Source organism: Bradyrhizobium sp. CCBAU 53415, from assembly GCF_028128735.1.
In the GTDB taxonomy this organism is placed as follows: domain Bacteria; phylum Pseudomonadota; class Alphaproteobacteria; order Rhizobiales; family Xanthobacteraceae; genus Bradyrhizobium.
On the sequence record NZ_LBJF01000014.1, the window covers coordinates 29,423 to 55,275 of the forward strand.

Genomic DNA, 25,853 nt, shown 5'->3' on the forward strand with positions numbered 1-25,853 from the left:
TGGTTCCCCAGCGAGTCATCTCCCTGAGGCGCAGTGCGCGCCTGGCGCTGGGAGGAGGCCGAGGTGGTCAGGTCGGCGATCATGTCGGGACGCATGGGACTGGCGCTGGCCGGCGCGACCCTGGTGATTGCGGCAGTGCTGCTGCCCGGGAAAGCCGAGGCGCAGTTCGGATTGCGCGGCGGTCCGCTCGGCGTTGCACGTTTCGCGGTCGGCCACATGCTCGGCCTGTCGCGCCTGCGCCACTCCCGCATGGCCGTGCGCGGCAGCCGCTACCGCTCCGCCGCGCTGAGGTCGCAAGACCCGCGCGGGGCCGAGCGCGGCCAGCCATCCAATCCGTACGTGCTGCGTGCGGCGCTCACGGCGCAGGCTGCGCTGGCAGGCTGGCAAGGCGGCCGCCGCCCGCAGGGCTGGTGGCGCCATCCCGACGGCAGCTACGGCTGGGCCGGCCCGGTGTTCTGGCCGTTCGCGCATGACGATCTCACCACCGCAATCATCTTCGGCGACGCCACCAGCCTCTCGCTCTACGGCTATGGCGACATCTATGCCGCACTCTTCACGCCCTACGCCGCCACCGAGCTCGCCGCCTACACCGTGCCGCAAGGCCGGCGCGCGCGAAAGATCCCGTCCGCTGAAACGCTCTGCGAGGCCAGCGACACCGGCGGCCTGCCGGTCGAGCGCATCGCGAGCGCCGTTCAGCCGAACGAGCCGCAGCGCGCCGCGCTCGACGAGCTTGCAGCAGCCTGGCTTGCAGCGCGCGACACCATCTCCACTGCCTGCCCGGCGCAGGCCCCCACGAGTGCGTCCGAGCGCCTCGGCCTGATGCGCGAGCGTCTCGAGGCCATGATCAAGGCGACGGACGCAATCGAAGCGTCGCTTGCGAAATTCGTCGGCCTGCTCAATGACGACCAGAAATCCAGGCTCAACGCCCTCGCCAACGAGCGTCGCGCCGCGCTGGCGTCCCGCCAGCCCAGGGATTCGAAGGATTCGCAGAAGGATGCGGCCAAGGAGGCGAGCAGGGACGCGCAGGCGGCCAAGGCCTGCCGGCCCGACTACGATCCCCGCTATGACGAAAAGGCGCAGCGGCAATACGAGCAGCTCGTGCAGCAGCAATGGCCCGCCGCCGACATCGCCTCCACGCTCCACCTCGACGAGATCGCCCGCGCCCGCTTCGAGGTGCTCCAGGACACCACCCTGCGCACGATGCAGACGCTCAGCGCCTGCCCGACGGAGCCCGCCGCGACACCGCAGGCCCGCCTCGCGGCCGTAAAGGCGCGGCTGGCCACGATGCTGGAAGCGGTAGGCGGCGTCAGCGATGCACTCGACGATTTCGAGTTTGATCTGAGCGACGAGCAGAAGGCGGGGTTCGAGGCGATCGGGCCGAAGCGGGGGGCGTGAGGGGGGGACTCGCGCGCGCTTCGGCGCGTCAAAGAACCCTGTTGCCCTCGGCTTTGCCCCTCTTGTAACCCATTGATCCGGCAGCCCCCGTCTACTGCGCATGGGGTTGTTTCGATGTCTTGAGAAGGCTTGCGATCCGCGCCTGTATTCGGAGAAACGAAAAATTCTCTTTACCCGAACAGCGAAACACCCTATGCTCCCTCCCAACTCATCCCATGGTAAGGGACGGATCGCGATCGTCAGGGTTCGTGGGGTGAGGGGCGGTGGACGCAGGGAGCGTCGGCGCCAGGTGCGGTCGCAGGGCGGGTCGTCCCCGTGAGCGATCAGCGGGCGCGTGTACGACGGCGCTGTTTGCGTACGGCAAAATCGTGTGGTCGTGACGCCCGACATTCCGGCGTCAAGTCTTGCGGCGGTGCGATCGTCCGACCGGACGGCGCATCCGATGACAGCTGCAAGGCGACGGTGGCAACGGGAAATCGTCTCACCGGCGAGAGCGCGACATAAGCCGTTTCAACCATCGCGCAGGGAAGGCCGGGCATTCGGCCGCACCTGTTTCTCCCCTGTGAGCGACTACCACGCACTCACGCACAGGGGTTTTGCGGGTGCCAGCCGGTGCCCGGCCTTCCCTGCGCCCTTCCATTTCGAAGGGTTGCCGAAATCAAGCAAACCCCGGGCGTCATGCGCCGCGGGCTCGCGACATGCTGTTTGTAAGCGATAGCAGGCAATGCCTCGCCATGCGAGGAAGCTACCCCCGTCGCCGCACCGCTGACGCGTCCACCACGTTCTCCACCTCCTCGCGCCAGCTCAGGATCTCCATCGCCAGCACGGGGTGATTGAAGCCCTTGAGCTGGAGATCGTCGAGCGCGCGGGCCTCGACCCAGGGCTCGACCATGCCGTAGACGCGGCGGCTCACCACGATCTGGTTCGGCTTGGCCTCGCCGCAGAGGCGCGAGGCGAGGTTGGTGACGCTGCCGATCGCGGCATATTCCAGCCGCTGCTCGAAGCCGACCTGGCCGAGCGTGGCATAGCCGAGCGCGATGCCGATGCCGAACCCCAGGCTGTGCCCGCGGTTGCGCCAGCGCTCGGTCAGGGGGCCGATGGTGTCGCGCATCTCCACCGCCATCTTCACCGCGCGCCTGGTGTGGTCCTCGAACTGGATCGGCGCGTTGAACAGGATCATCACGCCGTCGCCGGCATATTTGTCGAGCGTGCCCTCGTATTTGAAGATCAGCTGGCCGAGCGCTGCGTGATATTCGCGCAGCACGTTCATCGCTTCCTCCGGCTCGGTCGCTTCCGTGAACGCGGTGAAGCCGCGCAGGTCGCAGAACACCACCGTGACCTCGCGGCGCTGGCTGGTGAGCAGCCCTTCCGGGCTGTCGGAGGAGGCGATCAGCTGCGCCACCTGCGGCGCCAGGAAACGCTCGAGCTTGCGGATGCGCTCGATCTCGCCGAGCTGGGTCCTGACGCGCGCCTCCAGCGACTTGTTCCAGTCCTTGAGTTGCTCGGTCTGCTCGCGCAGCTTGTCGGCCTGGGCGCGCACGGTCTTGTTCGCCGCCTCCAGCGCGTGGCTGTTGTGATCGACCTCGGTGAACAGGCGCGCATTGCGCATCGCCAGCACCGCCTGGTTGGCGAAGGTGCGCATCAGGCCGATGATGCTGGCGGCGAATTCGCCGTTCGCGCGGCGCAGCACCACCAGCGAGCCGAGCGTGCCCTGCTGGTCGATCAGCGGCACCACCAGCACCGAGTTGAAGCCGGCGGCGAGCGCGACCTCGCGCAGCGGCTGCTCGGCGGCATCGCCGAGCTCGGCAAGCGCGATCGGCTCGCCGCTCGCGGCGGCATCGCTCAGGATGTTCCCGCCTTCGTCGATGGTGACATGCGCGCCCTCGGCGGATTTGTCGATGCCATCAGCCTCGACCAGGTTGAAGCGGCGCGTCTCGGCGTCGAAGCCGTAGATCAGCACCGCGTCGGCACGGGTGATCTCGATCGCGCGGGCGGCGATGGTGGGGAGCACGGCGTCGAGATCGAGCGAGGAGGCCACCGCGCGGCCGACCTCCTCCAGCACCTTGAGCTCGTGGATCGACTGCGCGAGATCGCGGGTGCGCTCCTCGACCTTGGTCTCCAGGTTCGAATAGGTCTCCTGGATCTGGTCGGCCATGCGGTTGAACTGCCCGGCGAGGTCTTCCAGCTCGTCGGAGGTGTGCACGTCGATGCGGTGGCTGAAATCGCCTTCGCCGAGCCTGTAGGCGCCGTCGCGCAGCGCCGTGATCGGGATGATCATGCGGCGTGCCAGCAGCGTGCCGGCGAGAATCGCGACCAGCAGGCCCATGCCGATCAGCAGCGCGATGCGCACCAGCTGGTCGCGGATCGGCATCAGGGCCTGCGTGGTCGGCTGCTCGAACAGCACGCTCCAGCCGAGCTTCGGCACGGTGCTCCCGGCGCTCATCACCGCATTGCCGTTGAAGTCGGTGCCCGAACTGTCGGGCTCGTGGCCGGGCGCAATCGCGGCCGCAACCTGCGGCAGTTTGGAGAGGTCCGTGCCGACCTCCGGCCCTTTCGACGACGTCGCCAGCACCCGGCCGCGCGGATCGACGACATAGGCGAAGGCGGCCTTGCCGACCTGGGCGTCGGACAGGAAGTCGGAGAGGAAGCCGAGATCGATCTCGGCCACGGTGACGCCGGCATTGAAGCCGGAATGCGCCACCGAGATCGACATCAACGGCGTCCGGTCGGCGAACCAGGCCGGCGCGTAGGTGACGCCGCGGGCGACGGCGTCGGTGAAGCGCATGTCGCGGGAGAGGTCGGCATTGCCGCCGGTCGTGGTCGACTGGCGCGAGACGCGCAGCACCTCGCGGCCGTCGCCGTTGAGCTGGAACAGCTGGTTGACCACCGAGACCTGGTGCAGCAGCGAGACGTAGTCGGCGCGGCGCTTCTCCAGCGTGTCCTGGCTCGCCCGCGTCACCCAGCTGATCTGGCGCTCGAGCTCGGAGATCGACTGCTCGATCCGCCGGGCGGTGGCTTGCGCCTTGTCCTCCAGCCCGTCGGTCAGCTGTGTCCTTGTGGCGCGGTAGGAGATCCAGGTCTCCATCGCGCCGTTGACGGCGAGGACGAACACGACGAGGCCGACGAGGGAGACGACGTATTTGGCGAACAGGCCCTCGCGCAGAAACCGTGTCTTGTCGTTCGCTCCTGCCATCCCGATCCTCTCGCGCCGCCATTGACGCTGCGCGCAACGGGCCGTGCGGGCCCTTCCGGGCCGTTCTAACACAATTTGGGCCGAAGGGCCGTCGCGCGGCCGGCGGACCGGCCGGTGTGGTTACTCGTTGCGGCCTCCCGGGCAGGTGGAAGGGTGGTGAATTGTCGCAGCCTCCATTCACCGATTGAAGAGCTGTCGCAGCACGTCGTTCATTGGCTGACTGTCCTGCTGCGCGAGCGGCGGGTCCTCCAGATCGGGGGCAGGCGAGGCCTGCGGCGCCGGTGTGGAGGGGTTTGCCGGCAAGCTGCGATTGCGGCCGGCGCCCGTGCCGGTAGCTGCGCCATTGGAAAGCCCCTGCTGGATCAGATTGCCGATCGCCTCCCCCAGCGGGCCGCCGAGCAGATTGTTCTGTCCGGGCTGCTGGGCTTGCGGATTGGCATTGCCGGCCGCAGTGTCGCCGCCCGGCGCGGTGGTGCCACCGAGACCGAGGCTGCCCAGAATGTTGCCGAGCCCGGCGCCGTCGGGGCCGAACAGGCCCTTGCCCATCTCGCGCAGCTTGGCATAGGCGGCGTCCGGATTGTCCAGCATGCCGGCCATATCGGGATAGATGCGCGGCTGCGACCAGCTGCCCTGGATCATCACGGGGATGCCGAAGCCGACCGGCTCGGAGGTGCGGCCCTGGCCCTCGGTCGTCATCACGAGCTTCGGCTCGACGCGAAAGCCCATCATCTTGGTGTCGAGTGCGATGGTGCCGGCGCCGGTCACGCGCACCAGCGGCCCGATCAGATTGAGATCGGTCGTCACCGCCTGACCCTTGTCGATGCGGAAGGAGGCCGAGAGCTGCGACAGATCCGTGCTCTGTTCCTGGGCGGGGTCCTGGTTTTCCTGCCAGCCGGACAGGGTGGCCGTGGTCAGCGAGCGGATCATCTGCGCGACGTTGATGCCGCGGATGGCGCCGTCCTGGAAATTGACGAAGGCCGTGCCCTGCATGTTCGCCATCAGCGCGCGCTGGCTGTTGCCGACGCTGCGCAGGGCGAGCTTGGCCTGCAGCTTGCCGTCGATGCGGTCGAATTCGGCAAGGCCCTGGAGCAGCGGCAGCGCGCGCACGCCGATGAGATCGGAATGCATGGCAAAACTCGGCGCGCCGCTGGTCGCATCCAGGATCACCTCGCCCGAGACCTGGCCGCCATAGGCGCCGAGATTGGCGGTGCCGGCCTTCAGCACGCCGCCGGCGAGCTTGGCGTCGAGCGCCAGCGGCGCGAGGCGCGTATCGCCGATCAAAGCTTCGTTCGCGGAGATCCTCACCTGCGCATCGACATAATTGAGCCCGGACACGTCGATCGGTGCATTGCTCCAGGGCTGCCCGGACACGCCCTGCGGCGACTTCGCCAGCGGCATCGCGAGCCGCTGGAAATCGAGATCGACCTTGACCAGAGGTTTGCTCGCGATGTCGACCGAAGCCCAGCCGTTGAACGCGCCGTCGCCGAGCCTGCCATTCACGCCGTTGATCATCACGACATCGCCATTGAGCCGCATCTCGGCGTGACCGGTGAGCTGGGACTTCAGCACGTCAGGCATGTCGATGGCGAAATCCACCGGAACCGTCGGCCGCTCGGCCGGCGACGCCGGCGCGATTGCCTTGATGTCGAACTTGGTCGGATGATCGCCGACGCGCGCGGTGCCGGTGATATTGACCTTGCGGTCGCGGTCGACGATCGCGTCGGCGTTGATGGTGCTGATGCGGCCCTCGACACGATCACGCAGGCGCGAGAAAGCGACTTCGCCGTCGATGACCTTGATGCGGTCGATGGTGGCGCCATTGGTATCGAGCGCGCGCGGCTTCGACGGGCCTGCGGCGTTCGGCAGGCGCTCACGCAGCAGCGGCTGGTAGAGCACGGGATGGGTGACGACGAGCTCGCTGATCTCGGGGCGGCCGGACCATATGCTCGCGAGCGACATGTCGGCCTGCACGCTGTCGACCGTCAGGCGCGTGATGCCGCTGCGGTCCTTGGGGTCGGCAAGCGTGAGGTCGTTCAGGGTGACGTTCAGCGTCGGCCACAGGCTGATCTTCGTGGTGCCGTCGATCGACAGGCGATAGCCGGTCGCGCTCTCGACGCGCGAAGCGATCGTCGAGGTCAGGAAGCCCGAGGGGATCCCGACCACCAGCAGCAGCGCGATCACGATGACGACGGCGGCCAAGGCCCCGCCGACGAATTTCAATGCTCTCATGTCGACTTTCCAACGACGGACGATCGGCTTCGAAGCCGGCAGATGACCCGTCCTTTGCGCCTTTAGTTTATCCCCGGACGGGAAGCGGCTCCAAGCGCGTAAAAATAGTCAGGGGTGCTGCAAAGTTATGTGACTTATGACACACTTCTCCGGCGCGGTTTTACGCGACCCTGACATTGATGGTTTCAAGCGATTTGCCGGGATTAATGACCACGTTCACAAGGACATTGACATGAGCAAGCAGGCCGAATTTGCGGTCATCCTGAAGATGAACCCGATGTTCGCCGATCTCGGCGCGGACGAGCTCCAGCGGCTGTCCAATCTCTGTCACACCCAGCATCTGGGGAACGGCGAGGTCTTGTTCCAGAAGGGCGATCCCGGGGACGCGCTGTTCGGCGTGCGTCGCGGCCAGGTCCGCATCGAGACCGGCGCCTCCGACGGCAGCCGGCTGACGCTGAATTTCATGGGGCCGGGCGACCTGTTTGGCGAGGTCGCGGTGCTTGACGGCCAGAACCGCACGGCGGACGCCACCGCGGGCGAGGCCAGCGAGTTGTTCGTGCTGCGGCGCGAAGATTTTCTCGGCTTCCTCGAACGCGAGCCAAGGGTCGCGATCAAGATCATCGCGCTGCTGTGCCAGCGCATCCGCTGGCAGAGCGAGCGCATGGAAGAATCCATGCTGCAGCCGCTGCCGGTGCGGCTGGCGCGGCGGCTCTGCGCGCTCGCCGCCGATTTCGGTTCCGAGGTCCACATCTCGCAGGAGCAGCTCGGCGTCTTCGTCGGCGCCGCCCGCGAGAGCGTCAACCGCCAGCTTCAGGCCTGGCGCAAGGATGCGATCCTCGATCTGCAGCGCGGCCGGATCCTGCTGCGGAACATGACCAAGCTGACCGCGATCGCGCGAAATGAATGAAACCAGGCGATCGGGAGCCTGAGTCGGCGAACCTCACTCCGCCGCGGGCCGCGCGACGCTCGTCGGCGCCGGTCTGGCTTCCGCCGGCGCAGCCCCATGATGATCCGTCTCCGCATCCTCGCTGTGCACGATCAGCCGCTTGGCGAAGCGCCAGATCAGGGCGCCGAAATCGTCCATCACCATGAACATCGCCGGCACGAACACCAGCGACAGGATGGTCGAGAAGATCAGGCCGCCGATCACCGCGAGCGCCATTGGCGAGCGGAACTCGCCGCCGGCGCCGACGGCGAGCGCGCTCGGCATCATGCCCGCGGCCATCGCGATCGTGGTCATCACGATCGGCCGGGCGCGCTTCATGCCGGCGTCGATCATGGCCTCCTCGCGCGGCTTGCCCGCGTGAATCGATTCGATGGCGAATTCCACCAGCATGATCGCGTTCTTGGTGACGATGCCCATCAGCATCAGGATGCCGATCCACACCGGCGTGGTGAGCTGCTTGCCGGTGACGAGCAGGGCCGCGATGGCGCCGCCGATCGAGAGCGGCAGCGAGAACAGGATGGTGATCGGCTGCAGGAAGGTGCCGAACAGCAGCACCAGCACGGCGTAGACCATCATCAGGCCCGCCGTGATGGCGGTGGCGAAGCCGTCGGACAATTCGTTCAGGCTTTCGGCGTCGCCCGAGGGCGAGACCTTCACGCCCTTCGGCAGGGTCTTCATGACCGGCAGGTCGTAGATCTTCTTGGTGGCATCGCCGAGCGCGGCCGAGCCGACGAGGTCCGCCGCGACGGTCGCCTGCCGTTCACGATCATAGCGGTTGATGCTGGTCGGACCCTGGTCGAGCTTGACGTCGGCAATGACCGCGAGCGGCACGCCGCCCTTCTCGCCGTGCTCGCCGAGCGGCACGCGCAACTGCTCCAGCGTCTTCAGATTGCCGCGGGCGGCATCCTCGAGCTGTACGCGGATCGGCACCAGGCGATCGCCGACGTCGAACTTGGCGAGCGCGGGGCCGACGTCGCCGATGGTGGCAACGCGGATGGTCTGCGACAGGCTTTCGGTGGAGACGCCGAGCCGCGCGGCGAGATCGGCGCGCGGTTCGATGCGCAGCTCGGGGCGCTCCAGCGAGGTCTCCGAGATCACGTTGGAGATGGTGGGAATGCGCTTCATTTGCGTCGCAAGCTCGCTCGCGACGTTGTTGACGATGTTGGGATCGACGCCGGTCACCACCAGCGAGATCGCGCGCAGGCCGTTCTCGTCCAGGAACCAGAAGCGGATATCGGGAACGTTCTCCAGCTCCTGGCTGATCGAGAATTCAAGCTCGCGCTGGGTGATGTCGCGACTGTTCTTGGGCGTGTAGTTGATGATCAGGGCGGCGCGCCGGACTTCCTGGGTCCCCGGCGGGACGCGCCCGCCGTCGACGAAGATGCTCTTCACCTCGGGCCGCTTGCGCAGCCGCGCGACGATGTCCTCGGTGACCTTCTCGGTGTAGGCGAGCTGGGTGCCCGGCGGCAGCTCGAGGGCGAGCAACGAGCGGGCGCTGTCCTGCGCCGGCAGGAAGCCCTGCGGCAGCAGCGTGATGCTCCAGATCGAGGCGGCGAAGACGCCGAGGCCGATCAGCACCGTGATGAAATAGTGCTTCACCGACCAGGCCACGATCCCATGATAGGACCGCAATATGCGGCCGGGCGGCGGTTCCGCATGCGTGTGGTGCTTGAGGAAATAGGCAGCCAGCACCGGGGTGACGAAGCGGGCCGCAAGCAGCGAGAAGAACACCTGCACCGAGACGGTGATGCCGAACTGCTTGAAGAATTGTCCGGCAATGCCCGACATGAAGCTCGCGGGTGCGAAGATCGCGATGATGGTCAGAGAGATCGCGATGACTGCGAGGCCGATCTCGTCGGCGGCCTCCAACGCGGCGCGGTAGGGCGACTTGCCCATGTTCATGTGCCGGACGATGTTCTCGATCTCGACGATGGCGTCGTCGACCAGAATGCCGGTCGACAGCGTGATGGCGAGAAAGCTGACGAGGTTCAGCGAGAAGCCGAGCAGGTCCATCGCCCAGAACGCCGGGAAAATCGATAGCGGCAGCGAGATCGCGGCGATGATGGTCGCGCGCAGGTCGCGCAGGAACAGGAGCACGATGATGACGGCGAGGATCGCGCCTTCGAACAGGGTCGAGATCGCCGCGTGGTAATTGCCTTTGGTATATTCCACCGAGGTGTCGATCAGCTTCAGGTCGACCTCGGGATAGGCGGCTTTCAGCGCGTCGATGCGCTTCTGCACGGCCTCGGCCACCTTCACGTCGCTGGCGCCCTTGGAACGCTTGATGCCGAGCGCGACCACCGGCTCGCCATTGAAGCGGGCGAAGGTGCGGCGGTCGGCGATGGTGTCGGTGACGGTGCCGAGATCGTCGAGCCGGACCTCGCCGCCGCCGAACAGCGGGATCATGGTGCCGGCGAGATCGCCCAGCGTCTTGGCGCCGGCGAGCGTGCGGATGGCCTGGTCGTTCTTGCCGATCTCGGCGCGGCCGCCGGCGACGTCGACATTGGTGCCGCGCAGGCTCTGGCTGACATTGACGGCAGTCAGGCCCATGGCCTGCAAGCGATCGGGATCGAGCGAGACCAGGATCTCGCGCTCGACACCGCCGATGCGCTCGACCTGCGCGACGCCGCGCACGCCCTGCAGCGCGCGCTTGACCACGTCGTCGACGAAATAGGAGAGCTGCTCCGGCGTCTTGCCGGGCGAGATCGCGGCATAGGTGACGATCGGCAGGCCGATGACGTCGACGCGCTGGATCAGCGGTTCGGTGACGTTCTGCGGCAGGTTGGAACGCACGCGCGTCACCGCGTCCTTGACGTCATTGAGCGCGCGGTCGGTGTTGGTCTCGAGCGCGAACTGGATCGTGGTGACCGACAGACCGTCGGTGATCGAGGAGGTGATGTGCCTGACGCCCTCGACGCCGGATACGGCGTCTTCAACCGTCTTGGTGACCTGGGATTCGAGTTCGGCCGGCGCTGCGCCGAACTGCGAGACCGCAACCGAGATCACGGGGATGTCGGCCGACGGCAGCCGCGTTACTGCAAGCTTGGTGAAGGAGGTCCAGCCGAGAATCAGCAGGATGATCGAAAAGACCACGGACGGCAGCGGATGACGAATCGACCATGCCGAGATATTGAGAGCCATCAGCGTACCCGCGTGCGATCGAGTTCATCGGCGAACATGGTCTTGATCTGGTCGCCGTCGTGGAGCGAAGAGCCGGCGTCGGCCACGACGATTTCGCCGACCTCGAGACCTTCCAGGATTTCCGTCGCGCTGTCGGACGACAGTCCGACCCGCACCTTGCGCGTCTCGACGATGTTGCCCTTGACCACCTGCACGGTGAGATGGTCGATCGCGGTCTTGGGGATCGAGACGCCGCAGCTTCGCTTGGCGTCGATCGAGGCGCGGGCGAATACGCCGACCTTCAGCGAGGGGTTGTTGGTGACGCTGACGCGGACGCGCCCGAGCTGGGTCGTGCGGTCGATCTCGGGTGCGACCAGCCGGACGCGTCCGATCAAATCGGGCGCGTCGTCGCGGCTGATGCGCACGGTCGCGCCGGAATTGAGCTTGGACATGTGCACCGCCGGCACCTGGGCGTCGAGCTCGATCTCGTTGTTGACGGCAATGCGGAACATCGGGCCGGCCTGCGGCGAGGCGGGCGCGCCGACGATGGTGCGGACCTCGGTGATGAGCCCCGGCGCGGGAGCCTTCAGCGAGATCGGGCCTTGTGGGCCGGGTCGCTGCGGCTGGCCCGGGATCTGCGGCGGTGCAGTCAGGCGCGCCAGTTCCTGGTTGTCGGCGACGACGGTGCCCTCGGCGACCAGGAGGTCGGTGACCCTGGAGCCTTCCTGGTCGGCAACGACCACCGCCTCGCGACGCGGCACGAAGAAGCCGGTCACCCGCACCAGGTCGGAGAAGCAGGCGTTGGTCGACTTCGTCACGATGACGAGCGCCTCGCTCGGCGTCTCCTTCGCCTCGGGGCGCTGCCGATGCTCGAACAGATAGTAGCCGACGCCGAGCGCGACGACGAACAGCACGGTTCCGGCCGGCTTGAGATATTCGGTCAAATTCATCGCCGGATCATCCTGGCCTGGCTCACGGCCATCCGCGCGAGGCCCAAACAGAGCGGTTCCCTGAAATGAAGCGGCGTCCCGCAAGGCTGCGGGACGCGCTCTGGAAGCGAGACCTTACACCACATCACGACTTGTCACTGCAAAGGATTACGTCGTGCTCACTTCGATGCGGTGGTCTTGTTTTCCATGTTGACGACCTGCACGCGGCGGTTGATCTCTGCCAGCGGCTGGCTCGGATTCTTGAGCTTGCTCTTGCCATAGCCGACGGTGACGAGATCGGTCGCGGAGATGTTGTACTTCTCGACGAGGTAACGCTTGATCGAGTCGGCGCGACGCTCCGACAGGTCCTGGTTGTAGGCTTCGCCGCCGGCGGCGTCGGTGTGGCCGGCGATCACGAAGGTCGAGCCCTTCAGGTCGGGACTGGTCAACGCCCGGCCGAGCGCCTGCACCGACGGCATCGATTTGGCGCTGATGTTGGCGGAGTTGTAGTCGAACGTGATTTCGAGATCGATGTTCGGCTTGTCCTTGACGACCGAAGCGATTTCCTCGCGCTCGGTCGAGGACAGCGAGCGCGTCGAGCGGCCGCGCACGGACTGAATCAGCCTGGTCTCCGCCGCGTTCGGCGCGGATTCGGTCTGCGGGCCAATCGAGAGGCCGCGGGTCAGGGGCTTCTTGGCCGGCGGCGCGAGCGCGCGGACGATCTCGTCCTCGGTGACATTCTTGCTGTTGCTGTCATCGCCCGCGTATGCGGCTGAGGTCGGCCATGACAGAGCGGCGCCGACGGCGATGATGGACAGGATCGCGGTAAGTCCCTTTGCAGCCGATCTCATAGCCAGTCCCTCCTGCGCAGCCAGCTCGCATGCTTCAAAATTCCAGCAACAAGCCTCGGAAAAGGCCAGTTGCGGCATCCGCCAATTGGTCTTCCTCGGGCCGTTCAAGGTTCGAGCCTTGGACGGCCTCAATTCAAAAAAATATCAACGCACTCCGTAGCTTGCGAATTCCTGAACGATGTTCGGATCCATCGCCTTGGCATTGGCGATGTCCAGCGCCCCTTCCTGGGCCGAGCCGTTGCGTTGCTTGGCAAGGCCGCGTCCGTAGAGCGAGGAGGTCAGGCGCGGGTTGATTTTCAGGGCCGCGTCGAAATCGGCGATGGCATTCTTCACCGCTCCCGACTTGAGGTTGACGAGTCCGCGGCTGTCCAGCGCATCGACGAAGTTCGGCCGCAGCCGCAGCGCCTCGTTGCAATCCTTCAGCGCGCCCTGGAGGTCTCCGACCACGGTGCGGGTCCAGCAGCGGTTGTTCAGCGCCTCGACGTCCTTCGAATTGATCCGGAGGGTGTCGTCGAAATCCTTGATGGCGAGGTTGTAGGCGCCCTTGCTGGCATAGACCTGGCCGCGCCGGTACAGCGCGTTCACGTCGTCCGGATTGGCGGCAATCTTGGCGGTCAGGCTCTTGATCGTGGGATCGTCAGCCAGGACGGCGGCGCTCGGCCCGCTGTCCGTGCTCGGCGCAGCGCCGGGATCAACCGGTTTCGGCGGCGGTGGCGGCGGGGGCAGGGCGGCCTCGATCTGCGGCTTGGGCGCGGGGGCCGGCGCAGGGGCTGGAGCTGCAGCAGCGGGCGCCGCGGCAGCAGCGTCGGCCGGCTTCGGCGCCGGAGGTGGTGTCGGCGGGACGGGTGGAGCCGGCGGCGGGTTGTTGGCGACGACGGCCGGTGCAGCGGGAGGCGCAGGCGGCGTCGTTGCGGGACGCGATCCGCCGGCCCCCGGAATGAACGAGAAATCCTCGGCCAATGACGAGGAAATCCACGGCACCTGCTCGCCGCGCGAGGCGCGGGTGACGCCCATCTTGGTGCGGTTCAGCGTCTCTTCCGCCATCAGGTCGGGAACGCGGATTTCCTTCAGCAGCTCCTGCACGAACAGGCTGTGCTCGCCACCGGCGTCCGAGACCACGGAGGCCAGCGCCGCCGAATACATCACCAGCGTGCCGTTCGGCGCGATGACCGGGGTCAGGCCGGCCGAGAAGCTGCGGAACCGGCGCTCGAACGGGTTGCGCCTGGAAGCATCGATCAGCGCGATCTTGACGCCGGCGCCGCGGGTGTTGAGCTCACCGAGGACTGTCTCGAGACTGAAACCATCGCGGCGCACATCGGATTCCGTCCAGATCTGCGCATCGACCGGCAGCATGTAGCTCTGGCGCGCCGACTGGATGCCGAAACCGCTGAAGAACACCAGCGCCACCGATCCCGGCTTGATCTTGCCGTAGAGCTTGTCGAAGGCGCGGCGCATGCCATCGCCGGTCAGGTTCTCGCCGATCTCGACCGAAAAGCCGTCCCGCTTGAGCTCATCGGCGACATCGCGCGCATCGTTGAGCGGTTCCTTCAGCGGAGCATCCGCATCCGGATATTTGGCATTGCCGATGATCAGCGCGAAGCGGTCGCCGGCCGCAAGCGATGGAGCAGTCGGGATGAGCGAGATGAGCAAGGGCAGAAGAAAAAAGAAGCGAATTTTCATAATCAGCGCGGTCCAGCCAAAAAGGCGCCGTTCCAGCTTGCGCCGCGGCGACCTTAACTTACGCTTCTTGCATTATCAAACCAGGGAAGGGGGGCGTCAACCGCTTGGAGATTCGGCATTATCGTGACGATTGACCGCAACGTCCGGGTGGGCCGCGAGGGGGATGGAAGGGCTGTCATGACAGTGCTCGGCGCGACCTGGTTCGATCCTATCGGCAGCATGCTAAGGCCACTGCGGCGATGAAGATGTGATTGGTCTCACATTGCAGGCCTGCCTCCGCTGCAGCGCCGCGCGTTTGACCTTTCCTGCGGGCGATGGCTTGGTGTTCTCGATCGTTCCGCAAGATCCAACTCAGAAAAGCAAGACCATGGGAAACGCTTACGAAATCTACGCCCTGCGCTACGCGACGATGTCGCCGCGCACCCCCAGCATGAACTTCCTGGCACCCGATCCACATGACAGTGCGGCGCAGGATCTCGACTATTTCGTCTGGCTGATCCGCGGCGGCGGCCGGGATATCCTGGTCGACACCGGCTTCAATGCCGAGGAGGCGAGCGCGCGGGCGCGCAAGCTCACGCTCAATCCGGTCGACGCCCTGGAGCGTTTCGGAGTCGCGGCAACAGCCATTCGCGACGTCATCGTGACGCATCTGCATTACGACCATGCCGGCAATCTCGACCGCTTTCCGAATGCGCGCTTCCATCTCCAGGAGCGCGAGATGGCCTACGCGACCGGGCGCTGCATGTGCAATGGCCTGTTGCGTCATCCGTTCTCGGTCGAGCACGTCACCCAGATGGTGCGTCACGTCTATGGCGAGCGAGTCAATTTCCATTCGGGTGACGGCGAAGTCGCTCCGGGCGTGACCGTGCATCGCGTCGGCGGCCATTCCGACGGCTTGCAGGTGGTCAAGATCGAAACCGCGCGCGGGCCGGTGGTGCTGGCATCCGATGCCGCGCATTACTATGCCAATCTGCAGCGCCGCAGCCCGTTCCCGATCGTCTACAATGTCGGCGACATGGCGCAGGGCTGGGAGACGATCGAGCGCCTCGCTGGCCATCCTGACAGGTTCATCCCCGGCCACGATCCGATCGTGACCGAGATCTATCCGCGCGCCAGCGACAGGGTCGACGCCTGGGCACTGCATCTGCCGCCGACCCGGTCGTTCGCGAAGTGACCAGCGAAGCCGGCAGATCGTTCGCCGCGTCCGGTTCGAGGGGAAGATATGCCCGGCTAACTCCAGTTCCGATCCAGGATTTCGCGGACCTTCAGCGCCAATCTTGCCTGAGTGACCGGTTTTTCCAGAAGGTCAACGCCCTCGTCGAGCCGCCCATGGTGAACGACTGCGTTGCGCGAATAACCAGTCATGTACAGAATCCTGAGATGTGGTCTGATCTCCTGCGCGCGCCGTCCCAACTCGCGTCCGTTGATACCGGGCATGACCACATCGGTCAGAAGCAGATCAACATGCTGGTTTTCCTGCAATAGAATTGTCAAAGCCGCCTGCGCGCTGCCGGCAGACAGAACTCGATAATTGAGATCGCGCAGCACGTCGGAAACGTAGCCCCGAAGATCGGCATCATCTTCGACGACGAGAATGGTTTCGACGGAGGCGCCTTCGGATATGAACTCCCTCGCATCGTCCGAATCAGGCTGCGCGCTGCCGGTGTAGCGGGGAAAATACATCTTGATGGTCGTACCTTCCCCCACCTCGCTGTAGATCTTCACATGTCCGCCTGACTGTTTCACGAAGCCATAGACCTGGCTCAGCCCAAGGCCGGTTCCCTGACCCGGGTCCTTGGTCGTGAAGAATGGCTCGAACGCATGATTTAGAACTTCCGGAGCCATGCCGGATCCCGTGTCACTCACGCAGATCACGACATACTGGCCGACGGTGAGCTCCGGGTTGGCACGTGAATAGTCTTCGTCGGCAGAGACGTTTGTTGCCTCTATGGTCAGCTTTCCACCATTTGGCATGGCGTCACGGGCATTGATCGCCAGATTGACGATCGTCGATTCCAGATGGTTCAGGTCCGCTTCGATCTGCCAGAGGCCGGCGCCGCCTACGGTCTGCACTTCGATGCGTTCGCCCAGCGTGCGCTGCAAGAATTCCTGCAGGCCACTAACGAAGCTGTTGAGGTTGATAGGTTTCGGGTCGAGCGCCTGGCGGCGCGAGAAAGCGAGCAACCGACTGGTCAGCGCCGCGGCCCTTTGAGCGCCACGCTTCGCGTTGGCCAGCGCGCGATGGAGGTTCGGCCCTCCGATATTGCGGCTGTTTCGCTCCGCGTTCTCAAGATTGCCAAGGACGATCATGAGCAGATTGTTGAAGTCGTGAGCAATGCCGCCGCTCAGCTGTCCGATCGCTTCGAGCTTTTGCGAGGCGGCCAGCTGTTCCTGGACGCGGTGAAGCTCGTCCTGAGCCTGCTTGCGCTCGGTGAGATCGCGCGTCACCTTTGCAAAGCCGATGATCGCATCGCTCTCGTCGGTAATCCGGTCGATAACCACCGAGGCCCAGAAGCGCGTGCCGTCCTTTCGCATGCGCCAGCCCTCGGCTTCGAACCGGCCTTTTTCGGCGGCCTCCGCCAATGCCGTTTTCGGCACTCCCTTTTCAAGATCCTCGGGCGTGTAGAACGTGCTGAAATGGCGGCCGATGATCTCTTCCGGCCGATAGCCTTTGATGCGCTCGGCGCCTGGATTCCAGGTCGCGACATGACCTGAGGAATCCAGCTGGAAAATAGCGTAATCGACGACGGCTTCGACGAGCCGGCGATAGCGCCGTTCGCTTTCCACGAGGTCGTTGTGGGCCTGCTGCCGTTCCGTGATGTCGCGCGTGACCTTGGCAAATCCGATCAGGCCGCCGTCTTCGGCGCGTATCGCGTCGAGGACGACGAGAGCCCAGAAGCGGCTGCCATCTTTTCTGACCCGCCAACCCTCGGACGCAAAGCGCCCGGTCGCTGCGGCCGTTGCCAGTGCCTTTCTTGGCAGGTCCCTGTCTCGATCCTCCAGCGTGTAAAAGGTCGAGAAAGATTTCCCTATGATCTCATCGGCAGCATAGCCTTTGAGGCGCTCAGCCCCCTTGTTCCAGCTTCTGACCACGCCGTCGGCGTCGAGCATGAAGATGGCATAGTCGACGATGGCATTGATCAGCACTTCGAGGCTTGGCGAGCCCGGGGCAGCAGTTGTTTTCATACCGAATGGAACTCGTAAGGCGGACCAAGTCAACATCGGAGTTTTTGGATAAGTTCCTGCACGTGCCGGTCTGCATGGTTACATGCTCAGAATAGGTGACTCGGCCGTTCAGCATGGCCCCGTAATCCAAAGTCGCTCCGCCATCGTATCTCTGGCGGAGGTTCCGATCGAACGCGACAAGATCCTGCAATTTCCGTGTCCCGATCACGGCCTGTCATCGGAGGAGTTCGCTTTCCGGCTAACAAAGCTCACCGAGGAGCTGGAATCGGCACTTTCAGGTGGGGAGGACGGAGATGCCGGGCTGCTGGCGCGCATTGAGAAAGCGAGCATTCTGCTGAACAACATCAGCCTTCTCGTGATGCGGGGAAGCGACAGGAGGCGCGCACATGAGACGTTCGAACAGACTATGCGTTCAATAGCCGAATTGCGGTCGAGGTTGCGGAAGGACGCCTAACTCGCGCGGACGAGCGGGCCAAGGCAGCCTTTGATCCACAGCGAGCCAACGGCCCTCGCATGGTTCGTTCGAGCTCCTACTCTATCGTTGCATTCACCGTCACGACCGATCGGCCCGAGCCGTATGGACCCTTCCCTTCGCCATAGATGGCGAACGTATCGTTGCCCTTGTAGCCGGATGCCGCGGTGTACCTGAATGTCGTGACGTTGACCTGTTTGAGCGCCCCATGCGCGGGCTTTCGGGACACGCCCGAGCGATGCATCGCTCCCGGAATTCGCATCGGGAAATTGCACGTTTCGCCTGACCTGACCGCGAAGTAGGCCGTCATGTCCACGCCAAAGGCGGATGGATTACCGGTAACTCTGCACTCGGAGATGGCGAAGGCCGTGGCCGGCGTCAGGCTCAGGGCAGCAGCGAGAGCTAATATCCGCATGCCCGTCTCCCCTCGGGATCGGCAGCATCCGCGGCTATTGATCTCGAAGCGTCGGCGATGACCCTTGATTTGAATCAACATCCAGGCCGCTAATACGCCTGCTTGGCGTCCGCCTCTTCGCTGGTCTGGATCAGGTCGAGGCTCTGCTCGATCTTGCCGAGCAGAGCCGACAGTTGCTTGCGCTCCTGCGTGGAAAGGCAGGCGAGGATCTCGTCCTCACGCCGCAGCAATTGCGGGAACAGCTCTTCGTAGAGCGCGCGGCCCTTCTTCGTCAGTTGCAGGCGGAATTCGCGGCGGTCGGCCTCGTTCTCGACCCGTTCGATCAGCTCTTCATGCAGCAGCATGGTCACCGCGCGGCTGATGGTGGATTTGTGCGTGCGGGTGCATTGCGCGATGTACTGCGCGCTGCAGGCATCGTTACGGAAGCCGAGCGTGGCGATCACGCGCCAGGCCGGAATGTCGAGGCCATGCCGCTCCTGATATTCGACCGAAAGCGCGGAACTGACTTCCGCTGCAAGCCGGTTGAGGCGGAACGGCACGAATTTGAACAGGTCGAGCCGTGCCTTTGGCCGCGGTGCGGCCTCGCCGGTGTTCCGTGTCTTCAGCGCGATGTCGCTGGATGTCCTCGCCAAGACTGCGCTCCGAATTCCAGTTGACGGCCGGCCGGCTCCGGTCCAAAATAGTTGCACGTGAGACTATCTAGCAGATCAGCGGTCTTCTGACCAGAGCCGAGGTTAGTGTATGGCGCCGGCCAATACGCATCAGGCCAAGATCCAATTCGGCTATCGCCGCCACCCCGATCAGGATCGTTCCGGCCAAAGTCCCGCCGAACATCCAATCGTGGTCGTCGGCGCCGGACCGGTCGGTCTGTCGCTGGCAATCGATCTCGCCCAGCGCGGCCAGCGTGTCGTCCTTCTGGACGATGCCGACCGCATCGGCGAGGGCTCGCGCGCGATCTGTTTCTCGAAGCGGTCGCTGGAATATTGGGACCGGCTCGGCGTCGGCGACCGCATGGTCGAGAAGGGCGTGGTGTGGAGCGTCGGCCGCATCTTCCACGGCGAGTCGCAGCTCTATCAATTCAACCTGCTTCCTGAGGACGGCCACAAGCGGCCCGCCTTCATCAATCTCCAGCAATATTACGCCGAAGCCTATCTGGTCGATCGCATCCAGGATCTGCCTGACATCGACCTTCGCTGGCGCAACAAGGTGACGGCGCTCGAGCAGCGCAACGATTCCGCCCTGCTGACGATCGAAACGCCGGAGGGCGCCTATCGTCTGAATGCGCAATATGTCATCGCCTGCGACGGCGCGCGGTCCTCGCTGCGACAGATGGTCGGCGCGGAGTTCACCGGCCAGGTGTTCGAGGATCAGTTCCTGATCGCCGACGTCAAGATGACGGCGGAATTCCCGACCGAGCGCTGGTTCTGGTTCGATCCGCCGTTCCATCCCGGGCGTTCGGCGCTGCTGCACCGGCAGCCCGACGATGTCTGGCGCATCGATCTCCAGCTCAACCGCTATGCCGATCCCGTCGTCGAGAAGAAGCCGGAAAACGTGCGGCCGCGGATCGCCCGCATGCTCGGCCACGACAAGTTCGCGTTCGAATGGATCTCGCTGTACAAATTCCAGTGCCGCCGCATGGACCGCTTCATCCACGGCCGCGTGATCTTTGCCGGCGATTCCGCGCATCAGGTCTCGCCCTTCGGGGCGCGCGGTGCCAATTCCGGGCTCGAAGACGCCGAAAACCTGTCCTGGAAGCTCGATCGCGTGCTGCGGGGCAAGTCGCCCGCGAGCCTGCTCGAGAGCTATCACATCGAACGCAGCGCGGCCGCCGACGAGAACATCCGCGAATCCACCCGCTCGACCGACTTCATGGCGCCGAACTCGCACCAGGAGGCGCGGCTGCGCAAGGCGGTGCTGTCGCTGGCCAAGGAAACCGAGTTCGGCAAGCGCATGGTCAATGGCGGCCGGCTGTCCGTGCCGTGCAGCTATGACTCGCCTCTGTCCTCGCTCGACGCGAATATGTGGTACGGTGGACCGTCGCCCGGCTGTTCCATGCTCGATGCGCCCGCTGCGACGCCGGCCGGCGAGCAGATCTATCTGACGGATGCCTTCCGCAAGGATGGAACGGACTTCACCTTGCTGTCGTTCAGCAACGGTGCGCCGGTCGATGTGCCCGATGGCGTCAAGGGCATCCGCATCGGCGGCGAGGGCGGGTTTGCCGATCCCTCGGGCCTGGTCGCAAGGCGCTACGGTGCCGAGCCGGGTGCCGCCTATCTGCTGAGGCCCGATGGTTATGTCGCGGCGCGCTTCCGCCATCCGACGCGTGCGACGATCGCGGCGGCGCTGGCGCGGGCCGAAGGCTTGTATTGAGGTTTCGCATGCCGCTTTCAACCAGCTCGAATTTCGCGCGCCCGGACGATGCCTTCCGCGCCATCGTCGAGGCGCATCGCGGTCTCACCGAGGAGCAGAGCGCCGATTTCGATGCGGCGCTGGTCCTGATCCTCGCCAACCATATCGGCGATATCGACGTGCTGCGCGAGGCGATCGGGCTTGCGAAGCGGCGCATGATCGACGGCCAGCAGCAACAACAGCAACAGCAATAGACTCGTAAGGACGAATTGATGGCGAAGAACTTCGCATCCACCGGCGATCTCTCCGAGAAGAAGATCACCTTCTCCGAGATCGGCACCGATCTCTATGCCTTCACCGCGGAGGGCGATCCGAACACGGCCGTCATCGTCGGCGACGACAGCTGCCTCGTGTTCGACGCGCAGGCGACGCCCGCGATGGCGAACAAGGTGATCGACCGCGTCCGCGCCGTCACCGACAAGCCGATCAAATATGTCGTGCTGTCGCACTATCACGCCGTGCGCGTGTTAGGAGCCTCCGCCTACAAGGCGCAAGGCATCGTCGCCTCGCAGGAGACCTATCGGCTGATCGAGGAGCGCGGCAAGCAGGATTGGGACTCCGAATATGGCCGCTTTCCGCGGCTGTTCCAGGATGCGCAGAGCATCCCCGGCCTGACCTGGCCGACGCTGACCTTCGAAGGCGAGATGACGATCTACCTCGGCAAGCGCGAGGTGCGTTTGATGCAGCTGGGCGCCGGCCACACCTCCGGCGACATCGTCGCCTGGGTGCCGGACGCCGAAGTGATGTTCTCCGGCGACCTCATCGAGTATCACTCGGCCTGCTATTGCGGCGATGCGCATTTGCGCGAATGGCCGATGACGCTGAACGAGATCCGCAACTTCAATCCCAAGGCGATCGCGCCGGGCCGCGGCGATGCGCTCAAGGGCACTGCGACGGTACGCGAGGCCATCGCGATGACGCGCGACTTCGTCACCTCGCTCTATGGCGCGGCCGAAATCTCCGTTGCTCGTGGCCGCACGCTGAAGCAATCGATGGCGGCGACCCGCGAGGTGATGGATCCGAAATTTTCGGACTTCGCCATCTACGAGCACTGCCTGCCGTTCAACGTGTCGCGCGCTTACGACGAAGCATCCGGAATCGACGACCCCGTGATCTGGACCGACAAGCGCGATCAGGAGATGTGGGCCGCCTTGCAAGGAGGAGGATAGTCATGAACATCAATACCTCGCCTGACCAGATCGTCCGCAGCTCGGCCCAGGTCACGCCGGGCTACATGTCCGGCTTCGGCAACAGCTTCGAGACCGAAGCGCTGCCGGGCGCGCTGCCGATCGGGCGCAACTCGCCGCAACGCTGCGCCTACGGGCTCTATGCCGAGCAGCTCTCCGGCTCGCCCTTCACCGCGCCGCGCGGCACCAATGAACGCTCCTGGCTGTACCGCATCCGCCCCTCGGTGAAGCACTCCGGCCGCTTCGAGAAGGTCGATGCCGGCCTGTGGCGCTCGGCGCCGTGCCATGAATACGACCTGCCGATCGCGCAGCTGCGCTGGGATCCGACACCGCTCCCGAAGGCGGAGGTCACCTTCATCCAGGGCGTGCAGACCATGACGACGGCGGGTGACGTCAACACGCAAGCAGGCATGGCCGCGCACGTCTACCTCATCACCAAGTCGATGGTGGACCAGCATTTCTACAATGCCGACGGCGAGCTGATGTTCGTGCTCCAGCAGGGCAATCTTCGCCTCGTCACCGAGTTCGGCCGCATCGACGCCGAGCCCGGCGAGATCGTGGTGATTCCGCGCGGCGTCAAGTTCCGCGTCGAAATTCCGAATGGTCCCGCGCGCGGCTATCTCTGCGAGAATTACGGCGGCGCCTTCACGCTGCCGGAGCGCGGACCGATCGGCGCCAACTGTCTCGCCAATGCGCGCGACTTCCTGACGCCGGTGGCATATTACGAGGACAAGGACACGCCGACCGAACTCTACGTGAAATGGGGCGGCTCGCTGTTCAAGACCACGCTGCCGCATTCGCCGATCGACGTCGTCGCCTGGCACGGCAATTACGCGCCGTACAAATACGATCTGCGCACCTTCTCGCCGGTCGGTGCGATCGGCTTCGATCATCCCGATCCTTCGATCTTCACGGTGCTGACGTCGCCGTCGGAGACCGCTGGCACCGCGAATATCGACTTCGTGATCTTCCCCGAGCGCTGGATGGTCGCCGACAACACCTTCCGTCCGCCCTGGTACCACATGAACATCATGAGCGAGTTCATGGGCCTGATCTACGGCGTCTACGACGCCAAGCCGCAGGGCTTCGTCCCCGGCGGCATGAGCCTGCACAATTGCATGCTGCCGCACGGCCCGGACCGCGACGCCTTCGAGCACGCCAGCAATGGCGAGCTGAAGCCGGTGAAGCTGACCGGCACCATGGCCTTCATGTTCGAGACGCGATATCCGCAGCGCGTCACCGCGCATGCGGCGAATGCGTCCACGCTGCAGGACGATTACGCCGACTGCTGGAAGGGCCTGGAGAAGAAGTTCGATCCGAACAAGCCGTGAGGTTTCTTACCCTCCCCTGGAGGGGGAGGGTCGCTACGCATGCAGCGAAGCGGAATGCGTAGCGGGGTGGGGTGACGGTCTCTCCGCGACGAACACTTCCCGTGTTGAGAGATCACCCCACCCCGTCTCATATTTCGCTGCGCTCAATACGAGCCGACCCTCCCCCTCCAGGGGAGGGTGACACCATCACCGTTGCGCCACGGGAAACCAATGCCCCACCCGAACGACCCCAGTCTCCGCTCCTTCATCGACGTCGATCCTTCCTCCGACTTCCCGATCCAGAATCTGCCCTATGGCGTGTTCTCGACCGCGGCCAATCCGACGCCGCGGGTCGGCGTCGCGATCGGAAACTACGTGCTCGATCTCTGGGAGCTCGAGCAGGATTCACGGCTCGATGTCGGTCCGCTCGGCGTGTTCTCCGGGTCGTCGCTCAACGCCTTCATGGCACTCGGACCGAAGCTCTGGAGCAGGACGCGGGCGCGGATCAGCGAGCTGCTGCGTCACGATCATCCCGAGCTGCGCGACAATGAGGAGCTGCGCAAACGGGCGCTGGTGCCGATGCGCGAGGCAAGACTGCATCTGCCGTTCGCTGTCTCCGGCTATACCGATTTCTATTCCTCCAAGGAGCACGCCACCAATGTCGGCGTGATGTTCCGCGGCAAGGACAATGCGCTGCAACCCAACTGGCTGCACATGCCGATCGCGTATAACGGCCGCGCCTCCACCGTCGTGGTGTCGGGCACCCCAGTGAAACGACCGCGCGGGCAGCTCAAGCCGCCGAATGTGGACGTGCCGAGCTTCGCGCCGTGCAGGCGACTCGATTTCGAGCTGGAGATGGGCGTCGTCATCGGCCAGGGCTCGCCGATGGGCGGCATGCTGAGCGAGAGCCAGGCCGAGGAGATGATCTTCGGCTTCGTGCTGCTCAACGACTGGAGCGCGCGCGACATCCAGCAATGGGAATATGTGCCGCTCGGCCCGTTCCTCGCGAAAGCGTTCGCGACCTCGATCAGCCCGTGGGTGGTGACGCGCGAGGCGCTGGAGCCGTTCCGCCTGAAGGGACCGGAGCAGGAGCCGGTGCCGCTCGACTATCTCAAGCAGACGAAGCCTCAGAACTACGATGTCGAGCTCGACGTCTCCTTGCGCGCGGCGGGTGCCAATGCGCCTGCCAGCATCAGCCGCACCAATTTCAAGTACATGTACTGGTCCTCGGTGCAGCAGCTGATGCACCACGCGTCATCCGGCTGCGCCATGAATGTCGGCGATCTCTTGGGGTCCGGCACGATCTCAGGGCCGGAGAAGAACCAGCGCGGCAGTCTTCTGGAGATCAGCTGGAACGGCACCGAGCCCGTGGAATTGCCCGGCGGCGCCAAGCGCTCGTTCCTGGAAGACGGCGACAGCCTCGTGATGCGCGGCTGGTGCCAGGGCAATGGCTACCGTGTCGGGTTCGGTGAGGTCGAGGGGACGATTTTGGCGGCGGAGTAGCCTCCGCCGTTGCCACGAACTCCGTCATTGCGAGCGTAGCCAAGCAATCCAGAATCTCTCAGCGGAAAGATTCTGGATTGCTTCGTCGCAAGGGCTCCTCGCAATGACGAGGTGGAGAGAGCCTACCGTCTCTCCGGCGGCACATCCTTGATCCGCGCGCAATGCGCCGCGACGTCCTCGACGCTGTACTTCAAATGCACCCGCTTGTCGGACGGCGCCTGCTTCGTCGTGCACACGCCGGGCCGCCATTCCTGCGTCGGCCTGATCGGGCGCGGCGCGAATCCGCCGCCGCAATTCGGGCAGACATTGAAGAGCTTGGTCTCGACGCAGTCCGCGCAGAATGTGCATTCGTAGGAGCATATCCGCGCATCCATTGCATCAGGCGGCAGGTCACGGTCGCAATATTCGCAGTTCGGTCGCAGCTGGAGGGCCATGGTCGAATCTCCGGACTGATGCGAATCATCGCAGATCGCGCGGCCTGCGCGAATGACGTAGTTCCCTCGATTTCAGCCGGGCTTGATCTCCTTCAGCGGCAATCGCGAGCTCTCCTTCAGCCTGTCGAGCACGATCGACGAGCGCACATGCGCGACGCTTTGATGCGGCATCAAGACGTCGTTGACGAGGTTGGACAGGCCCTTGAGATCGCGTAGCACGGCTTTCAGCACGTAATCGGCATCGCCGGTCAGCGAATAGGCCTCCTGGATCTCGTCGATCCGGTTCACCAGCGCGCGAAACCGCTTGGAATTGTCCGGTGAATGGGTCGCAAGCCCGACCTGGATGAAGGCGATCACGCCGAAGCCGAGTGCCTCGCTGGAGAGATCGGCATGATAGCCCGCGATCACCTTCTCCTCCTCCAGCCGCATCCGCCGCCGCGAGCATTGCGAGGCGGAGAGGCCAGCGAGCTCGGCGAGCTCCTGGTTGGTGAGGCGGCCGTCATCCTGGAGTGCGCCCAGGATCTTGAGGTCAAAGGCGTCTACAGGAATCATGCGTCAATCGTCCATTGCTTGCACAAACCGTGCATAGAATAG

Annotated in this window: 19 protein-coding genes; 8 read left to right on the top strand and 11 right to left on the bottom strand. The window is 64.8% G+C overall.

Annotation, left to right across the window (positions count from 1 at the left end; genetic code table 11):
• Positions 1–81: 81 nt before the first annotated feature.
• Positions 82–1,395, top strand: coding sequence for a Spy/CpxP family protein refolding chaperone (locus XH87_RS08585; protein WP_271586939.1), 1,314 nt, complete (start codon positions 82–84; stop codon positions 1,393–1,395).
• 745 nt (positions 1,396–2,140) lie between these two features.
• On the opposite strand, the gene XH87_RS08590 is transcribed toward XH87_RS08585, so the two are convergent.
• Together XH87_RS08590 and XH87_RS08595 are read right to left on the bottom strand one after the other, a co-directional pair.
• Positions 2,141–4,588, bottom strand: a complete 2,448-nt coding sequence (locus XH87_RS08590; protein ID WP_271586918.1) for an adenylate/guanylate cyclase domain-containing protein — start codon at positions 4,586–4,588, stop codon at positions 2,141–2,143.
• A gap of 177 nt (positions 4,589–4,765) precedes the next feature.
• Positions 4,766–6,817: an AsmA family protein gene (locus XH87_RS08595; RefSeq protein ID WP_271586919.1), complete on the bottom strand. Its 2,052-nt coding sequence runs from the start codon at positions 6,815–6,817 to the stop codon at positions 4,766–4,768.
• A 232-nt stretch (positions 6,818–7,049) separates the two neighbouring features.
• On the opposite strand from XH87_RS08595, the gene XH87_RS08600 reads away from it, so the two are divergent.
• Complete coding sequence (locus XH87_RS08600) at positions 7,050–7,724, top strand: Crp/Fnr family transcriptional regulator (RefSeq protein WP_271586920.1); 675 nt, start codon at positions 7,050–7,052, stop codon at positions 7,722–7,724.
• A 33-nt stretch (positions 7,725–7,757) separates the two neighbouring features.
• Here XH87_RS08600 and XH87_RS08605 read toward each other — a convergent pair whose 3' ends face one another.
• From XH87_RS08605 to XH87_RS08620, 4 genes are all read right to left on the bottom strand, one after another.
• Positions 7,758–10,904 (bottom strand): efflux RND transporter permease subunit, encoded by a 3,147-nt coding sequence (locus XH87_RS08605; protein ID WP_271523913.1) that lies wholly within the window; start codon positions 10,902–10,904, stop codon positions 7,758–7,760.
• Complete coding sequence (locus tag XH87_RS08610; RefSeq protein WP_271586921.1) at positions 10,904–11,833, bottom strand: efflux RND transporter periplasmic adaptor subunit; 930 nt, start codon at positions 11,831–11,833, stop codon at positions 10,904–10,906. Before XH87_RS08610 ends, XH87_RS08605 begins: the two co-directional genes overlap by 1 nt.
• Before the next feature lie 158 nt (positions 11,834–11,991).
• Positions 11,992–12,663, bottom strand: coding sequence for an OmpA family protein (locus XH87_RS08615; RefSeq protein ID WP_271586922.1), 672 nt, complete (start codon positions 12,661–12,663; stop codon positions 11,992–11,994).
• A gap of 144 nt (positions 12,664–12,807) precedes the next feature.
• Complete coding sequence (locus tag XH87_RS08620; RefSeq protein ID WP_271586923.1) at positions 12,808–14,343, bottom strand: caspase family protein; 1,536 nt, start codon at positions 14,341–14,343, stop codon at positions 12,808–12,810.
• Positions 14,344–14,710: 367 nt separating this feature from the next.
• Here XH87_RS08620 and XH87_RS08625 point away from each other — a divergent pair, with 367 nt between their 5' ends.
• Positions 14,711–15,517 (top strand): N-acyl homoserine lactonase family protein, encoded by an 807-nt coding sequence (locus XH87_RS08625; RefSeq protein WP_271586924.1) that lies wholly within the window; start codon positions 14,711–14,713, stop codon positions 15,515–15,517.
• A gap of 56 nt (positions 15,518–15,573) precedes the next feature.
• Here the strand turns inward: XH87_RS08625 and XH87_RS08630 are convergent, their stop codons facing one another.
• The 3 genes from XH87_RS08630 to XH87_RS08640 all read right to left on the bottom strand — a co-directional run bounded on the left by XH87_RS08630 (position 15,574) and on the right by XH87_RS08640 (position 19,048).
• Positions 15,574–17,529, bottom strand: a complete 1,956-nt coding sequence (locus tag XH87_RS08630; RefSeq protein WP_271586925.1) for a hybrid sensor histidine kinase/response regulator — start codon at positions 17,527–17,529, stop codon at positions 15,574–15,576.
• Between the two features lie 530 nt (positions 17,530–18,059).
• Entirely contained in the window at positions 18,060–18,497 is a 438-nt protein-coding gene (locus XH87_RS08635) for a hypothetical protein (RefSeq protein ID WP_271586926.1), read from the bottom strand.
• 8 nt (positions 18,498–18,505) lie between these two features.
• A complete protein-coding gene (locus tag XH87_RS08640; RefSeq protein ID WP_271586927.1) occupies positions 18,506–19,048 on the bottom strand; it encodes a MarR family winged helix-turn-helix transcriptional regulator in 543 nt (180 codons plus the stop codon).
• 109 nt (positions 19,049–19,157) lie between these two features.
• Here XH87_RS08640 and XH87_RS08645 point away from each other — a divergent pair, with 109 nt between their 5' ends.
• From XH87_RS08645 to fahA, 5 genes are all read left to right on the top strand, one after another.
• Positions 19,158–20,786, top strand: a complete 1,629-nt coding sequence (locus XH87_RS08645) for an FAD-dependent oxidoreductase (protein WP_271586928.1) — start codon at positions 19,158–19,160, stop codon at positions 20,784–20,786.
• 8 nt (positions 20,787–20,794) lie between these two features.
• A complete protein-coding gene (locus tag XH87_RS08650) occupies positions 20,795–21,019 on the top strand; it encodes a DUF2783 domain-containing protein (RefSeq protein ID WP_025032749.1) in 225 nt (74 codons plus the stop codon).
• 18 nt (positions 21,020–21,037) lie between these two features.
• Positions 21,038–21,994: an MBL fold metallo-hydrolase gene (locus XH87_RS08655; protein ID WP_158667876.1), complete on the top strand. Its 957-nt coding sequence runs from the start codon at positions 21,038–21,040 to the stop codon at positions 21,992–21,994.
• Between the two features lie 2 nt (positions 21,995–21,996).
• Entirely contained in the window at positions 21,997–23,343 is a 1,347-nt protein-coding gene (gene hmgA / locus XH87_RS08660; RefSeq protein WP_271586929.1) for a homogentisate 1,2-dioxygenase, read from the top strand.
• A 210-nt stretch (positions 23,344–23,553) separates the two neighbouring features.
• Positions 23,554–24,825 carry a fumarylacetoacetase gene (gene fahA / locus XH87_RS08665; protein ID WP_271586930.1) on the top strand — a complete coding sequence of 424 codons (1,272 nt, stop codon included), beginning with the start codon at positions 23,554–23,556 and terminating at the stop codon, positions 24,823–24,825.
• 122 nt (positions 24,826–24,947) lie between these two features.
• On the opposite strand, the gene XH87_RS08670 is transcribed toward fahA, so the two are convergent.
• Together XH87_RS08670 and XH87_RS08675 are read right to left on the bottom strand one after the other, a co-directional pair.
• On the bottom strand, positions 24,948–25,259 hold the full coding sequence (locus XH87_RS08670) for a DUF1272 domain-containing protein (RefSeq protein ID WP_271586931.1): 312 nt from the start codon (positions 25,257–25,259) through the stop codon (positions 24,948–24,950).
• A gap of 72 nt (positions 25,260–25,331) precedes the next feature.
• Positions 25,332–25,811: an Lrp/AsnC family transcriptional regulator gene (locus XH87_RS08675; protein ID WP_035714355.1), complete on the bottom strand. Its 480-nt coding sequence runs from the start codon at positions 25,809–25,811 to the stop codon at positions 25,332–25,334.
• Between the last annotated feature and the right edge of the window lie 42 nt (positions 25,812–25,853).